16 protein-coding genes are annotated in these 14,705 nt (G+C 47.4%); all 16 read left to right on the top strand.

The annotated features are described in order from the left end of the window. Nucleotides 1-10 precede the first annotated feature (10 nt). Nucleotides 11-790, top strand: a complete 780-nt coding sequence (gene pstB, locus DESLBE_RS10630; RefSeq protein WP_005808031.1) for a phosphate ABC transporter ATP-binding protein PstB — start codon at nucleotides 11-13, stop codon at nucleotides 788-790. A gap of 192 nt (nucleotides 791-982) precedes the next feature. Further along, complete coding sequence (locus tag DESLBE_RS10625) at nucleotides 983-2,899, top strand: sensor histidine kinase (protein ID WP_144676704.1); 1,917 nt, start codon at nucleotides 983-985, stop codon at nucleotides 2,897-2,899. Then, entirely contained in the window at nucleotides 2,899-3,693 is a 795-nt protein-coding gene (locus tag DESLBE_RS10620; protein WP_011461588.1) for a lipid II flippase Amj family protein, read from the top strand. Before DESLBE_RS10625 ends, DESLBE_RS10620 begins: the two co-directional genes overlap by 1 nt. 107 nt (nucleotides 3,694-3,800) lie before the next feature. After that, nucleotides 3,801-4,619, top strand: a complete 819-nt coding sequence (locus DESLBE_RS10615) for a metallophosphoesterase (protein WP_144676702.1) — start codon at nucleotides 3,801-3,803, stop codon at nucleotides 4,617-4,619. A gap of 27 nt (nucleotides 4,620-4,646) precedes the next feature. Further along, nucleotides 4,647-5,507: an SDR family NAD(P)-dependent oxidoreductase gene (locus DESLBE_RS10610; protein ID WP_144676700.1), complete on the top strand. Its 861-nt coding sequence runs from the start codon at nucleotides 4,647-4,649 to the stop codon at nucleotides 5,505-5,507. Further along, nucleotides 5,500-7,056 (top strand): AMP-binding protein, encoded by a 1,557-nt coding sequence (locus DESLBE_RS10605; RefSeq protein ID WP_144676698.1) that lies wholly within the window; start codon nucleotides 5,500-5,502, stop codon nucleotides 7,054-7,056. Before DESLBE_RS10610 ends, DESLBE_RS10605 begins: the two co-directional genes overlap by 8 nt. Next, nucleotides 7,037-7,564: a DUF5680 domain-containing protein gene (locus DESLBE_RS10600; RefSeq protein ID WP_058490828.1), complete on the top strand. Its 528-nt coding sequence runs from the start codon at nucleotides 7,037-7,039 to the stop codon at nucleotides 7,562-7,564. The genes DESLBE_RS10605 and DESLBE_RS10600 overlap by 20 nt, the downstream gene beginning before the upstream one ends. Next, entirely contained in the window at nucleotides 7,561-8,130 is a 570-nt protein-coding gene (locus DESLBE_RS10595; protein WP_144676696.1) for a GNAT family N-acetyltransferase, read from the top strand. Before DESLBE_RS10600 ends, DESLBE_RS10595 begins: the two co-directional genes overlap by 4 nt. Nucleotides 8,131-8,323: 193 nt before the next feature. Beyond that, a complete protein-coding gene (locus DESLBE_RS10590; protein ID WP_041272618.1) occupies nucleotides 8,324-8,857 on the top strand; it encodes an HD domain-containing protein in 534 nt (177 codons plus the stop codon). Nucleotides 8,858-9,015: 158 nt separating this feature from the next. Continuing rightward, on the top strand, nucleotides 9,016-9,924 hold the full coding sequence (locus DESLBE_RS10585; RefSeq protein WP_144676694.1) for a TIGR01777 family oxidoreductase: 909 nt from the start codon (nucleotides 9,016-9,018) through the stop codon (nucleotides 9,922-9,924). A gap of 98 nt (nucleotides 9,925-10,022) precedes the next feature. Continuing rightward, the gene (locus DESLBE_RS10580) at nucleotides 10,023-10,472 is read left to right on the top strand and encodes a DUF3788 domain-containing protein (RefSeq protein WP_144676692.1); all 450 of its coding nucleotides are present in this window, start codon (nucleotides 10,023-10,025) and stop codon (nucleotides 10,470-10,472) included. A 56-nt stretch (nucleotides 10,473-10,528) separates the two neighbouring features. After that, nucleotides 10,529-11,224 carry an aspartate/glutamate racemase family protein gene (locus DESLBE_RS10575; RefSeq protein WP_144676690.1) on the top strand — a complete coding sequence of 232 codons (696 nt, stop codon included), beginning with the start codon at nucleotides 10,529-10,531 and terminating at the stop codon, nucleotides 11,222-11,224. Nucleotides 11,225-11,277: 53 nt separating this feature from the next. Further along, nucleotides 11,278-11,730 carry a hypothetical protein gene (locus tag DESLBE_RS10570; protein WP_035213278.1) on the top strand — a complete coding sequence of 151 codons (453 nt, stop codon included), beginning with the start codon at nucleotides 11,278-11,280 and terminating at the stop codon, nucleotides 11,728-11,730. A gap of 40 nt (nucleotides 11,731-11,770) precedes the next feature. Beyond that, a complete protein-coding gene (locus DESLBE_RS10565) occupies nucleotides 11,771-12,058 on the top strand; it encodes a hypothetical protein (RefSeq protein WP_005808060.1) in 288 nt (95 codons plus the stop codon). Nucleotides 12,059-12,161: 103 nt separating this feature from the next. Continuing rightward, on the top strand, nucleotides 12,162-13,775 hold the full coding sequence (locus tag DESLBE_RS10560; RefSeq protein ID WP_144676688.1) for an ASKHA domain-containing protein: 1,614 nt from the start codon (nucleotides 12,162-12,164) through the stop codon (nucleotides 13,773-13,775). 63 nt (nucleotides 13,776-13,838) lie between these two features. Then, a complete protein-coding gene (locus DESLBE_RS10555; RefSeq protein ID WP_144676686.1) occupies nucleotides 13,839-14,657 on the top strand; it encodes a DNA-formamidopyrimidine glycosylase family protein in 819 nt (272 codons plus the stop codon). The last annotated feature ends 48 nt before the right edge of the window (nucleotides 14,658-14,705 follow it).

The raw sequence follows: 14,705 nt of genomic DNA, 5'->3' as shown, positions 1-14,705 counted from the left end.
GAGGAACCTCATGACGAAAGATATAAGTAAGAATGAGAGTGTTGTTTTTGATGTTCAGGGGCTGAATCTATGGTATGGAGAAGACCAGGCTCTGAAGAACATCAAGATGCAGATTAAAAAGAATAAGGTCACCGCGATTATCGGTCCTTCCGGGTGCGGAAAATCCACCTTTATTAAAACCCTGAACAGAATGATTGAGAATATTCCCAGTGTTAAAACCACCGGAGAAATCATCTATCAAGGGCAAAATATCTTTGCTAAGTCCGTCCGGGTGGAGGAATTGCGGACAAAAGTCGGCATGGTCTTTCAAAAACCCAATCCCTTCCCGAAATCCATCTTTGCCAATGTGGTCTATGGACCGCGGATTCATGGCATCAAGGATAAAAAACTCTTGCTGGATATTGCGGAGACCAGCCTGAGAAATGCAGCCTTATGGGATGAAGTAAAAGACCGGCTCCATGATAATGCTTACGGCCTCTCCGGAGGGCAGCAGCAGCGTTTGTGTATCGCCAGATGTTTGGCAGTCCAGCCGGATGTCATTTTGATGGATGAGCCGACCTCCGCTTTGGACCCTATTGCCACTTATAAGATCGAGGAACTGATGGAGAGCTTGAAAAAACATTACACCATCGCCATCGTAACCCACTCCATGCAACAGGCCGCCCGGATATCCGACGATACAGCCTTTTTCCTGATGGGAGACCTCATCGAGTTTGATAAGACCACAGAAATATTCTCTAATCCGAAAGATAAGCGGACCGAAGATTATATTACGGGAAGAATAGGATAACCATGCTCAGCGCAGCAGGACAGTAAAAGCACCCATGAAGGGCCAAGGCGGCACTTTGTGGGTTTTTTTGTTGTTTAAAGGACCAGCTGACTGGTAAAAAAGTACCAATAAAAGTAAGGAAAATAGTGCAAAAGTATGGTAAATGTTGTATTTTAAAGGTAATGTTCTTATGAAGGAGGGAGAGAGGCGAAAATGTGCACAAAATTGCCGGAGGATTATGAAATTGTCTTTGATTTTGCAGCGATTGGCATGGCCCTATTGTCCTTAGAAGGAGAGTTTTTAAAAGTCAATGCCTATTTTTGTGAGTTCTTTGGGTATGATCCGCTTGAATTGTCTAAACTATTATTTACAAAGCTGGTCTATCCCGAAGATATTGGGCTGGGTTCCCAGGAGATCCGCAAACTTCTCTCAGGGGAAATACCGACATGTCATTTAGAAAACCGCTTTGTTCATAAAACGGGTGAAATAAAATGGGGATTATCCAGTGCCTCTCTGGTGCGGGATGAGGCGGGGATTCCCCTCTATTCCATCGTACAAATCCAGGATATAACGGCCAGGAAGCGCGTGGAAGATAATTTAAGCTATCGCGTTGAGTTTGAAAGATTTGTGACGACACTATCGACAGGATTTATCAATTGTCCGGTAGATAAAATTGATGAAGAGATAACCAGCGCTTTAGAAAAGATCGGCAAGTTCTTAAGAGTTGACTGTATCTTCATTGACCAGTTTTATGAAGAGGGCAGGAAATATAAAAAGGTCATGGAGTGGAATCCGCCGGGGATAACGCCATTTTTAACTCAGGAATTGACAGTGGAAGCTGTACCGGGGTGGTACAGGAAATTAAGTGAAAAAGATGGTTTTTACTATGAAGAAAAAGAGCAAAATCTTAAAGCACAGTTGCTCCTTAATATTCCCATAACCCAAGCCGGTGAAAATGTCGGCTTTATTGGTGTAGCCAGCTATCACGGCAAATCCTTTTCTGAAGAAGATATTCGTCTTATTAAAGTAGTGGGAGAAGTGATATTCAGCGCTATCCAGAGAAAGCAGGCCGAGATCGCCCGCCGGAATTCAGAGCAATTAATAGCGGCTGCTTTTACAGCAAGCCCCGCGCTGATGATGATACTATCGATGGAGGGAAGAGGAGTCATCGACGTCAACGATACCCTTATTGAAGTTTTAGGCTACGACCGCAGTGAATTGCTTAATAAACAGAGCAGTGAGCTTTTAGGATTGATTCGTCAAAGTGATTATGAACATATCTATGAAAGTTTAAATCAGCAGGGCACCGTACTGAACCGGGAGGTTGAGCTGATTACTAAATCCGGGATAAAAAGAACGGCCCTTTTTTCAGCTGAAAAGATCATGATTGGGAAGGAGATGTGCCTCCTGCTGGTGAGCCAGGATATTACGGAGAAGAAGCGCTTGGAAAAGGAAATGGCCCGCCTGGAGCGTCTTGATCTAATCGGTCAGATGGCGGCCGGTATCGGCCATGAGATCCGCAATCCCATGACCACCGTAAGAGGCTATTTGCAGTATATCTCCAAAAAAGACAAGTATGCCGACGAAGTAGAGACTTTCCAGCTGATGATTGAAGAGCTGGACCGGGCTAATGAAATCATCACCGAATATTTATCCTTAAGCCAGGACAGGGTGGTCGATTTCAAACGCATCAATTTAAACACCATTATTCAGCATCTCTATCCTATATTGTCCGTTCATACTAAGATGGAGGATAAGAGCATCGAACTAAATTTGGGCTCCCTGCCTGATCTATATCTGGATAAAAAGGAGATGTGTCAGCTCATCCTGAATCTGGTCCGCAATGGTCTTGAAGCCATGCCGGTCAAAGGCAGGCTGACCATATCTACCTATCGGCAACAAGGAAATGTTATCCTTGAAGTAGAAGATCAAGGGAGGGGCATACCCAATGAGATAAAAGATAAGGTGGGGACCCCCTTCTTCACCACAAAGCTCAATGGGACCGGCCTCGGTATGGCTATATGCTATAGTATAGCTGAACGGCATAATGCCCTGATTGACTTCCAATCCGGCCCCCAAGGGACGAAGGTCAGAGTGAAGTTTCAGGGGGCAGAGGAGACTAAGGCTTAATGGAAACTATTTTGTTGGAATTGATGGTTTTAACTTTGATCATCCACCTTATTGACACCCTTTCTTACTCAGTCCGGCTCAACTCAGTCAAAAGCGGACAATTCGCCTTGTCGTTTTCTTTATTTAACCTGTTTGTGCTTGTTTCCCGGACGGCCAATATGTTTCAGGCCCCCTTAATCGGCTGGATCATTGGGGAAAGCCTTGCCGCAGGAATTGACCCTATCGACGATATACGCAGGGTGATTTTCGCTGCGACCTTAGGAACCTTGTTGGGAATTCTGTTGATTCCAACCTTTCTGAGGCTCTTTGAGGTCGCTGTGAAACGGCTGGAGACAACCGGATCGGTTCCTTTATTAGTGATTGAAGCCTTGCAAATAAGCAATGTTAAGCGCATGCTGAAAAGGGCTACCCGGCCCAATAAAACAATGCTGGAAAGGCTTAGATATCGGGAAATCCCCAAGCGGCTGCTGCTCATCAATTCCTTAGTGACAGGAATTTATACAGTGGGGGTTCTTGCCGCGAACTATTCGGCCTTATTGGTAGCTGAACAGTACAGAATCGCGGCTGTAGGTTCTTCAGGAATGATCAATGGCCTTGCCACCATTTTGCTGACCTTATTTATCGACCCCAAGTCGGCTGTCATTACGGATCAAGCCTTAAGAGGAGACCGGCCTTACGGTGATGTGAAGGCCCTGGTGATTTTGCTGATCGCCTCTAAGCTCGTCGGCACGCTGCTGGGGCAAGTGATATTTTTCCCGGCAGCCAGGATTATTGCCAGCTTCTACGGGGGATAATGCTTTATAATAAGTATGGAAGTTATCCGCTGCTGGTATAAATAGTAAAGGAGTGGAAAATTGAAGCGAGTACCGCGATATTATAGATATTTGAAGGGAAGGTCCAAATGCGAACAGCACAGAAAGGTATATCCCGCAGAACATTTATCATCGGTAGCATTGGCTTGCTGTCTTACCTTTACTTCAATGTCCATTCCCTGGCCGTAAAACACTATACGGTTGCCATTAATGGTCTGCCCCAGGAGTTTGAAGGCTTTACCATTCTTCATTTGACGGATTTGCATGCCAAAAAGTACGGTGATCGGCAGGATAAGCTTATCAGACTCATCAATCGCCAGAACTTTGATATGGTGGCGATGACCGGTGATTTTATTGATAAAGATAATCCTGATCTTGAACCCACCCTGGAGCTGATTCAGGGATTGGCAGCCAAGCCCATTTTCTTTGTACCGGGAAATCACGAGTGGCGGTACGATTTTAGCATTAAGTCCAGCTTAGAAGAGCATGGAGTAAAGATTTTAGACAATAAGAACGCTGAATTAGCCAGAGGGGATGCCCGGCTTTGGATAGCGGGGGTCGATGATCCCTATTTGCACAGAGATAAGCTGGAGGAGGCCCTCCATGGCATTGCCGATGCCCAGCCCAAACTGTTATTGGCTCATGCCCCCAATATCTTTAAGCCTGCCGCTGAGTCCGGGGTTGAGTTGGTGTTGGTGGGACATACCCATGGCGGTCAGGTCAGACTGCCTCTGATCGGGGCCATCGTGGCCCCCGGTCAAGGGCTTTTTCCCCAATACGATTATGGTCATTTCACGGCGGGCTCCACCAATATGATCGTTAATGGCGGCTTGGGGGAGAGCACGTTGCCCTTGCGATTTTGCAGCCGGCCGGAAATCGTTCTTGTTAAGCTGGTTTCCGCTCCCTAATAGCCCATGCCTGGAAAAGGGGTAATTATGCATACCAAGAGTTTATGGGAAGCTATTTTATTCCCCCCTCGATCGCTCAACAGAAGCAGGCTTGAGGCCAAGCTTAAGGGCAAGAGGATTCTGATCACCGGTGCCAGTTCCGGCATCGGGGAAGAGCTGGCTTATCAGTTGGCAGATATAGAGTGTCATTTGATTTTAGTGGCCAGAACTGAGGCAAAGCTTTTCCAGGTCAAGCAGAACATTGAACAGAAAGAGGCTGAAGTAAGCATTTTCCCGGCCGACCTTAGAGAGCCTGAAAAGGTGAAGGAGCTGCTGAATTTCATTGAGCAGTTGCCCGGGGGTTTGGATGTGTTCGTCAGCAACGCCGGTTTATCCATAAAGCGCGGGATTAAGGATTCTTTAGACCGCTATCATGATTTTACGAGAACCATGGCCATCAATTATTTAGCGCCGGTGCAATTAGCCCTCTCCCTTATTCCTCTGCTTGAGAAAAATAAGGGACAGATCATTAACGTATCCACCATCAATGTCCTGCTCCTGCCGCTTCCCCATTGGGCCGCCTATCAGGCCTCAAAAGCGGCCTTTGATACCTGGTTCCGCTCGGCGGCTGGGGAGCTGAAGGCCATGGGGATTGCCACGTCCTCAGTCTATCTGCCCTTGGTCAGAACTCCCATGATCCTGCCGACCAAGGAATATCAAAAGCTGCCGGCCATGAGCCCGGAGCAGGCGGGAAAGATTGTCGCCAAGCTAATTTATACACAAAGATCCAAGTACCGGCCCTGGTGGCTGCTGCCCGGGCAGTTTGCCTCGATTATCTGCAGGGGAATCTGGGAATGTGCCGCTCCTGCTTATTTTAAAAAGCACAAACAGGGTGGAAGTTATGATTAAATTGCTTTATGCTTTGCTTAAAATAGGATTGTTTTCCCCCTGGGGGCTCTATAGTTTGGCCGCCGCTCTCTGTAAACATGGCATAAATATCATGGCTTTATTGGATTTTGCGGCCAAGGTATATGGTGAAAAGACCGGGTTAATCGATGAAAAGGAAGAGTTGACCTACCGGGAACTGTATGCCCAGTCCCGCCGCATTGCTTGGCTTCTTCAGGAGAAGTATCATCTGCAGAGGGGTGATAAGGTAGGGTTTATCTGCAAAAACCATGCTGCTTTTAGCAAAGCCTTATTCGCTGTTGCCCAATCCGGTGCGGATATCTATTTGCTCAATGCGGAAATGAGCGGCAGTCAGTTCAATCAGTTAGCAGAGCAAATTGACTTCAACCTGCTTATCTACGATTTTGAAGCCAGTCCCTTGCTGGATGGTTCAGCCTATCAAAAGGGTAAGCTTTTGAGCTATCATGAGCATTTACCGGCACTCAATAACCTTGCTGAACAAAGCTGCCCTGAAAATCTGCAAAGCCGGCCTTCCTCAAGGGGCAGGCTGGTGATACTGACAGGCGGGACAACGGGAAAGGCCAGGGCAGCGGCTCATCAACCTTCCCTATACAACTATCTGAACCCCTTCCTGACCTTAATCAACAGATTGAAGCTTACCCATTATCAGATCGCTTATATAGCCACCCCCCTTTATCATGGCTATGGCCTGGCAATTTTACTGGTGCTGATCACCATGGGGAAAAAGGTCGTGATCCAAAAGGGCTTTGATCCGGTCAAAGCCTGCCGGCTGATCCGCAAGCATCAGGTTGAAGTAGTGACCGTCGTCCCCTTGATGATTGATAAAATGCTCAGGCAAAATCCTGAAGATCTGCAATCCCTGGCCTGCATTGTTTCCGGCGGGGCGGAACTCAATCCTAAGCTTATCCGGGAGACAGCGGAGAAGCTGGGGGATGTTCTGTACAATCTGTATGGAACCTCGGAGGCGGGGTTAAATATAATCGCCACCCCCCAGGATTTAAGCTATTCAGCCAATACTCTCGGGAAAATCATCAAAGGTGTCCGGCTCAAAATAATGGATGAGAACAAACATGAAGTCCCCATCGGCAGTGTGGGCCAATTCTGTATTAAAAACGCCTGGTCTATGGGCAATAAAAGCGAGCCGTGGCTGGAAACAGGTGATCTAGGCTATCGGGATCAGCAGGGATACTACTTCTTATGCGGCAGAGTAGACGACATGGTGGTTTCGGCCGGGGAAAATGTTTATCCCGCCGATTTGGAGCAGGTGCTGAGAAATCATCCTCACATCGAAGAGGTGGCGGTCATCGGCGTCAGCGATGAAAGATTTGGGCAAAGACTGAAGGGTTTTGTGGTCAGAGAAGAAGGGGCCTGCTTAACCCAGGAGGAACTTTTGGCATGGCTGCGGCCGCGGGTGGCCCGATTTCAATTGCCCAAAGAGATAGTCCTTGTTCAGCAACTGCCCTATACATCCTTGGGTAAAATCGATAAGAAGCAGTTAAGAAATAGCATGGGTGGTGATTGTGGTGATTAAGGCTGAGCTCATGGGAGCCCTTAGGGAAGTTCTCATTAAGGGGCGTATCGAGTGCTATGTTAAGAAAAGCTCCGCATATAATCCCTATAGCCCGGGTCAGATCTATGATTGGGATTTTAAACTCTCCTGGGGGGATTACCTTTTTAGTGATTCATACCGCGGCTTTAATCCTTATAGCGGAGTGGAATATATCTATTATAAGGAGCAGAGTGAGCCGATTTGGTCCTGCGATTATGTAGGCTATGCCCTGGCCGGTGGGGGTGTTTCCGCAAAGGAGATCTATGGTTTTTTGAAGCGGGGCAGGGGTAAGCATTTATTGGAATGGGCCGGGGAATGTACCGGAACTTTGTTCTCTGACTACTCCTATCAGGAGGGGGATTTTGGTTATCAAACCCGGTTCCGCAGCTCCTCGCAAGGTGTGCTGCAGACCGAGGAAATTTACTGCCGGGGCAGATTAGTGGCAACCCAACTATCTGCCGGTTATTGGGGGAAGGAGGCTGCACCATGAGGCATAGGGGAACCAAAGAACTGGAAACCGAGGGGCTGATTTTGCGCAGGTTTGAGTTAACTGATGCGGAAGCCATGTTTAAGAATTGGGCCAATGATGGGGAAGTAACGAAATACCTGACCTGGCCTCCCCATGACAATGTGGAAGTTTCCTCAGAAGTTCTGAAAGACTGGGTCAGCCAATATGAAGACGAAACGTTTTACCAGTGGGCGATCGTGCTCAAAGAGAATGGCTCCGAGCCTATTGGCAGCATCAGCATTGTCAAAATGGATGACCGCATTGACATGGTTCATGTAGGGTATTGCATCGGTAAACGATGGTGGCGCCAGGGGATTACCTCCGAAGCCCTTGCTGAATTAATGCGTTTTTTCTTCGCAGAGGTTCAGGTCAATAGGATTGAATCCAGGCATGATCCCCGCAACCCTAACTCAGGGAAGGTAATGAAGAAGTGCGGGCTGCTGTATGAAGGGACTCTGAAGCAGGGGGACCGGAGCAATCAGGGAATCTGTGATTGCTCAATGTACGGGCTTGTTGCCGAAGATTACTATGCAAGTCATCAACGATAAAGCAAAAAATAGCTGGATACTTGTATAAATCTTGGCGTTTTTCCCTGATTTCGTTAATGGGCGAAGGGACACGATTTGAACGTGGTACCTCTACCACCCCAAGGTAGTGCTCTGCCAAACTAAAAAATAGCGAGATAGCGTCATGGCAAATGCAGCAATTGAATTACTGTAAACAGGAGAAGTGAAGCAAAAGATGTACAAAGCAAAAGTGATTGAAAAAATGAAAGAAGTGTTTAAGGATGTCCCCTATGGAATTGAGCATACCCTAAAGGTGCTTCAAAATGCGGAAAGCATTATGGAGGGAGAAGAGTACCCGCAAGAGGAAAGAGAGCTGGTCTCCATTGTAACCATACTTCACGATATCGGGGCTATCGAAGCGCAAAAAAAGCACGGTTCAATGGAGGCCCGCTTCCAGGAATTAGAAGGGCCGCCGGTATCCAGAAAGATACTCGAAGAGATAGGATATAATACGGCCCAAATAGACAGGGTATGCTATATCGTAGGAAACCATCATACACCGTCGAGAATCGACGGCCTGGATTTCCAGATACAATGGGATGCCGATCTGCTGGAGAACCTGGGAGCCATGGCAATAAGCAAGGACAGGGCAAAAGCAGAGCAATTCATCGCCAAGAATTTCCGAACCAGAACAGGCAAGGCTATGGCTTATGAACGTTTTGTCAGGGAAGCGGCAACGATGGAAGGCCCTGACCAGGAAAGCCGTTGAAAATGGGGTCGTGGCCAAAAGAGCTGGAAGTATTTCCAAACCAGGTTATCCGGGTTATAATCATCATAGGGAATGAAACATCTGCTGGGAAGCGGATTTAGCACCATGAGGCTGACAGAAAATGTTAGCCTTTAATTTTTACATAGAGGATGAGAATTATGAACGTCTTAATCTTTGGCGGAACAGGTTTTGTGGGCAGAAATCTGACCAGGGAGTTGCTTGAGAATGGCTATCAGGTGTATATTGTCACCCGAAATGCTCAGAGAACGGCCGGCACCCTGGCTGGCGGGGTAGGGGTAATCGAATGGGATAATGTTTCCCCACTGGCTTCGCTTAAAAACCTGGCGCAAATTGAGGCTGTGATCAATCTGGCTGGGGAATCCATCGGTAATCGCCGCTGGACCCCTTCAGTAAAAGAGGAGATTATCGCCAGCAGGCTTAGAACAACAAGTGCCATTGCGACAGCTATTAATGAGGGTGTGCTTCAGCCTGAAGTTTTGATCAACGCCTCGGCAGTGGGCTACTATGGCCCCCGTGGGGATGAAGAGATTACGGAGTCTGAAGAACCTGGCAAGGATTTTCTGGCTCAAGTCTGCCAAAAATGGGAAGAAGAAGCCTACAAGGTCCAAGACTCTTCGACAAGGGTAGTAACCCCTCGGCTTGGGGTCGTCCTGGGCAATGAAGGCGCTCTCAACAGAATGGCTCTGCCCTTTAAATTCTATCTGGGCGGTCCTTTGGGCACAGGAGAGCAATGGCTTTCCTGGATTCATAGCCAGGATTTAGTCAGTATGATCAGATTTATTATCGAACATCCGGAGTTATCCGGTCCGATTAATGCCGTCGCTCCCAATCCGGCAAAAATGAGGGATTTCAGTAAAACCCTGGGCAAGGTTTTAAATAAACCATCATGGTTTCCCGTTCCGGAAATACTCTTGAAAATAGCCTTGGGTCAGATGGCGGAAATGCTATTGCACGGACAACGGGCTGTGCCCAAGCAGATGCGGCAGGCCGGTTTTGCCTATAGGTATGGCAATTTGCAGGAAGCTTTGGCAAACGCTTTGCTGTAAAGCTGATCCGTTATAAAAATAAAGACCTGTATCCTAAATAAGGAAACATTTCTATCGGGTAATAGGAGAATAACAGACCTTGAATAGGAGGTGAGCACGTGAACTGGAGTGAGGTATTTAGCGCCGATCAACAGCCGTCTTATGATGATATTAAAGCGTTTATCGGTCAGGGAGAGCTATTGTGGTCTGAACTGCTTTCATATATCGATGCTGCTTACCAAGTGCAGCCCAAATTGTCCTTCAGTAAATGCTCTGCACAGCCTGGATGGAATGTAAAGTATCAAAAAAGTGGCAAATCACTAGGTACTCTATACCCAATGGAAGGATTCTTTATTGCCCTTGTCGTGATAGGGGCTAAGGAAGAAGAAACAGTAGAAATGGCGCTAGGAACATTTACTGCTTATGTCCAAAATTTATACCGAAAGACACCTTCCTCCTGTGGTGGACGCTGGCTCATGATAGAGGTAAGGGACCAATCGGTACTCGATGATGTTAAGAACCTGATGGCAATCCGGGTAAGGCCAAAGCAGCAAGTGGGTACAGGCTGATTGTTCGCTAAGCAGGCCTAAACCAAGTAGAGTCTATGTTACAGAGGAGGCAACCAATGAAGACAATAGGATTGATCGGCGGCATGAGCTGGGAATCCTCTGCCGAATATTATCGGCTTATCAATGAGAAAGTTAAGGGGAGACTGGGCGGATTGCACTCAGCCCAGTGTATTTTATACAGTGTGGATTTTGCAGAAATTGAGACTTGTCAAAGCAGCGGTGAATGGGAAAAAGCCGCGGAGATTCTGGCCAATGCCGCAGGAAGCCTTGAGGCGGCAGGAGCGGAATTTATAGTTCTGTGCACGAACACCATGCACAAAGTAGCTGATGAGATTCAAGCCGGGCTACAGATACCCTTGCTGCATATAGCGGATATGACGGCTCAACAGGCGTTGACTAATAATATAAGAACCATAGGACTTTTAGGAACCCGCTACACCATGGAGCAGGACTTTTACAGATCACGCCTGGAAGCTCAGGGAATAAAAGTTTTAACGCCGGAAGAAGGAGATAAGGCAGTCGTCAATGAAGTAATATATCAGGAACTATGCCTGGGCATCATCAATCATGAGTCAAGAAACCAATTTAAAAGAATCATCGCCGACTTAGTCGAACAAGGTGCCCAGGGAATAGTCCTTGGCTGTACGGAAATTGGCTTATTAATCAAACAAGAGGATTCAGCAGTGTCTTTATTGGATACCACGTTAATTCATGCCAGCGGGGCGGTAGATTATGCTCTGACAGAAGGATGAGGAGATAATCCATTGATTTGAAACAGGATAAAAAACTAAAAGAGGTGTTTATAGTGATAAGAGTCATCGCAATCATTAAGGAGCGGCACAGAACCCTGGGTTATCGCCTGCTTGATGAAATTTCGGCAACAATGCAGGATATGGGGCTGGCGAGTACCTTGGAATACATTAAGGAACATGGCTGCCGCAATGCTCATGCTTCAGGGGTAGCCTTGGTTGCAGACGAAGGAACCATCGATATGCTGCCTGTGATTGATGCTCAGACCAAAAAATGCATCAAGAATGATAAATACATCATCGTCGGGACGTACAAGGAAGGCGATCGAATCACCTCCATACGGGTAACAGATTATACCGGGACGATCATGGATATTGATGTCAAGCAGCTGCTGATGCTGGAGGATAAAGGGTATTGCAACGCTAAAATACAGAATGTGGGCGAAAAGAGGGCGATTAAGCCCTTGGATCTCCCCTGGCCTGTTTTAAGATGGTCGCCGGCGAAATAATTATCTAAAGCCAATGCATGCTTAAGGAGGGAAGATATGTATGAACATAAACAATGATGTAGGAATTATTGAGGGCGTTTATGATATCACCCTGCCTAAAGTTCCCACATCCCTTCATAGATGGGGACGTGTGGTTTGGCTGCAGGATATTGAAATCGGCTCGAGGGGAAAACTCTTATACATCCAGGATGGCCAATGCTCAAGGACTCATTTAAGCCGGATAACTAATGTTATTAAAGCCATGGACTATGTAGAGATTCACACCGAGAATAATATTTACAGACTTAGGCTTTTGCCTGGTGAATCCTATCATTCCGGAAATAATTGAGGAACCCAGAACTCTAAGGGGAATTGCCGGCGGCAACTCCTCTTTTATATTTGAATTATTCTAACAATTTCCCGGCTTTCCAGTTATACTTAGACAAGGGGGGATGAACATGAATCATTATCGGCCGGTCATTTTAGCGGACCAGAGAGTTGTCAGTGATTTTGAGCTCGATCCACTGACAAGGAAAATAAGCATCAAGATACTTCAAGGCCATGAGCAAGGCAATAAGGGCATGGTTGACACCCTCCGCCAAAATTTGCAGCAAAGGCTGGGCGTCCCCGTGGAGATTCCGCTAGCCCTTATGAATCATCTCGTAAAGCTTGTTCATGACGGTAATGAAGTGATTACAGCCACACTGGCTGCCGGCAATGATATCAATGAAGATGGCAAGGCTGCAAGCTATCAGGTAATTGATGCAGAACCTGGGGATCACACCTGTGTTCAGGTCGGATTAGCCATTGATATAGGCACAACCACGGTGGTCGTCTATCTTGTCAACATGGTTAATGGGGATATTATGGCTAAAGCTTCGGACTATAACGGCCAAATTAAGCTTGGCGATGATATACTCAGCCGCATTATGGCGGCCAGGGAAGAAAAAGGTTTAAAAGAGCTGCAAGCCTTGATTGTGAATACACTCAATGCCCTTATCCAACAATTATGCCTGGAAGCCGGGTTGAAACAGCAAGCTATCACTGGAGTATGTATCGGAGCCAATACAACCATGGTTCATTTATGCTTAGGGCTGGACCCCGGTTCAATTTGCCGGGCGCCCTACAGACCGGCGGTTAATAATGCGGGGATAGTTTGTGCCGGGGAAATCGGCCTGGCTGTCCATCCCCTCGCCCCCACCTATTGCTTGCCCAGCATCGGCAGCTATATTGGCGGGGATGTCTTAGCGGGGATTCTGGTAAGCGGTATGCATAAGCAGGAAGAGGTTTCACTCCTGGCCGATATCGGAACAAACGGGGAATTTATTCTGGGCAATCAGGAATGGCTGGTAGGCTGTGCGGGAGCGGCCGGCCCGGCCTTGGAAGGGGGAGTAACAGAATGGGGAATCAGAGCTGAACAAGGGGCTGTGGATCAGGTCAGCATAGACTCTGAACATCATGTGGGATATACAACCATTGATAATGCCCCGGCACGGGGAATTTGCGGTTCAGGACTGATTGATTCCTTAGCCGAACTTTTTCTCAATGGGCTCATTAATCGAGCCGCCCGCTTCACAGACGGGAGAGAGCGCTTCACCATCGTTCCTGCCGATGAAAGCGCAACGGGCAAGGAGATATTCATAAGCCAAAAGGACATTAACAGCCTTATGCGCACCAAAGGAGCCGTAAACGCCGCCCTTGAAGTATTGATGGAAAGCGTGGGCTGCCAATGGGAAGAGATTGCCAAATTCTATGCCGCAGGTGCCTTCGGTCAGTATTTACCTATTGAATCGGCAATTACCATAGGGCTTTACCCCGATCTCCCCCGGGAGCAGATGCTGCGCCTGGGCAACAGCTCAGGTGAAGGCGCGCGTCAAGTTCTGCTTTCCAACAGCAAGCGCCAAGAAATAGAGGAAATAGCCGGAAAGATCACTTATTTCGAAATGAATGCCAGCAGCAGCTTTATGGATAAATACGGCGGCAGCCGGTTTTTACCGCACACGAATATGGACTTATTCCCCAGTGTCCAAGAGAAATTGGCAGTTCGGCAAAGGAGCCGCTGCTAATTATCTGCCGATAGTTGAGTCAGACTGGGTTTGTCTGGCAACACTATGCTTGAGGTGAGCATTATGCCGGAAATTCCTGAAATGGAAACGTACAAGAATTATTTACAGATGTCCGTCCTTGGCAAAAGAATTGTGGGAACTGAAATCACCAGGGCCCGCAGCACCAATGTTCCTACCGATGAGTTTGTAAGATGGGTGCAGGATACAAGTATTGAGCAGGTCTTAAGATATGGGAAATACCTCATCCTTGCCCTGAGCTCAGGGAAAGCCCTCTGCGCTCATATGATGCTTGATGGCAGAATGTATTATGAAGTGGCGGGAGAACCTGTAGAACTGCCGGGCAGATCCCATATCCGGCTGAAGTTTGCCGATCACTCCATTCTCCATTTTTGCGACTTAAGATTAGGTTACCTTAAGCTGCTCGAGCCATCTCAGGTGGATGCCATCAAGGAGGGGCTGGGTCTTGATCCTTTGGATGCGGAGTTTTCCTTGGCCGCTTTTTTGAAGATCCTTAGCGGGAAAAGAGGCATGATTAAGCCTCTGCTCATGGATCAAAAAAACATATCAGGCATAGGCAACGCCTATGCCAACGAGATTTTATTTGCCGCAGGAATACTGCCGGAACGCAAAACCCCCACCTTAACCGATGGGGAGAAGGAACGGCTGTATGGGGTCATCCCTGATTTGCTCCAGCAAGGGATTGCCAAAGGGGGATATATCGAAGAGCCCTTTGCCCCCTGGGATAAGTTAAGCGGAGGCATGATCCCCCATTTTAAGGTTTATGATCGCACGGGACAGCCTTGCCTTCAATGTGGTGAGCCCATACAACAAAAAATAGTTGGCGGCAGGAATGCTTATTATTGTTTAACCTGCCAGCATTAACACCGCCTGTCGATCATACAGCTAAGATAATATAATACACATTATCTG

The organism is Desulfitobacterium sp. LBE, assembly GCF_007830365.1.
In the GTDB taxonomy this organism is placed as follows: domain Bacteria; phylum Bacillota; class Desulfitobacteriia; order Desulfitobacteriales; family Desulfitobacteriaceae; genus Desulfitobacterium; species Desulfitobacterium hafniense.
This window is presented reverse-complemented; position numbering and strand designations above follow the sequence as displayed.

Bases quoted from the DNA above. Each gene is read 5' to 3' on its own strand.
- pstB (WP_005808031.1), top strand. From the start codon at position 11: ATGACGAAAGATATAAGTAAGAATGAGAGTGTTGTTTTTGATGTTCAG.
- DESLBE_RS10625 (WP_144676704.1), top strand. From the start codon at position 983: ATGTGCACAAAATTGCCGGAGGATTATGAAATTGTCTTTGATTTTGCA.
- DESLBE_RS10620 (WP_011461588.1), top strand. From the start codon at position 2,899: ATGGAAACTATTTTGTTGGAATTGATGGTTTTAACTTTGATCATCCAC.
- DESLBE_RS10615 (WP_144676702.1), top strand. From the start codon at position 3,801: ATGCGAACAGCACAGAAAGGTATATCCCGCAGAACATTTATCATCGGT.
- DESLBE_RS10610 (WP_144676700.1), top strand. From the start codon at position 4,647: ATGCATACCAAGAGTTTATGGGAAGCTATTTTATTCCCCCCTCGATCG.
- DESLBE_RS10605 (WP_144676698.1), top strand. From the start codon at position 5,500: ATGATTAAATTGCTTTATGCTTTGCTTAAAATAGGATTGTTTTCCCCC.
- DESLBE_RS10595 (WP_144676696.1), top strand. From the start codon at position 7,561: ATGAGGCATAGGGGAACCAAAGAACTGGAAACCGAGGGGCTGATTTTG.
- DESLBE_RS10590 (WP_041272618.1), top strand. From the start codon at position 8,324: ATGTACAAAGCAAAAGTGATTGAAAAAATGAAAGAAGTGTTTAAGGAT.
- DESLBE_RS10585 (WP_144676694.1), top strand. From the start codon at position 9,016: ATGAACGTCTTAATCTTTGGCGGAACAGGTTTTGTGGGCAGAAATCTG.
- DESLBE_RS10575 (WP_144676690.1), top strand. From the start codon at position 10,529: ATGAAGACAATAGGATTGATCGGCGGCATGAGCTGGGAATCCTCTGCC.
- DESLBE_RS10565 (WP_005808060.1), top strand. From the start codon at position 11,771: ATGAACATAAACAATGATGTAGGAATTATTGAGGGCGTTTATGATATC.
- DESLBE_RS10560 (WP_144676688.1), top strand. From the start codon at position 12,162: ATGAACATGAATCATTATCGGCCGGTCATTTTAGCGGACCAGAGAGTT.
- DESLBE_RS10555 (WP_144676686.1), top strand. From the start codon at position 13,839: ATGCCGGAAATTCCTGAAATGGAAACGTACAAGAATTATTTACAGATG.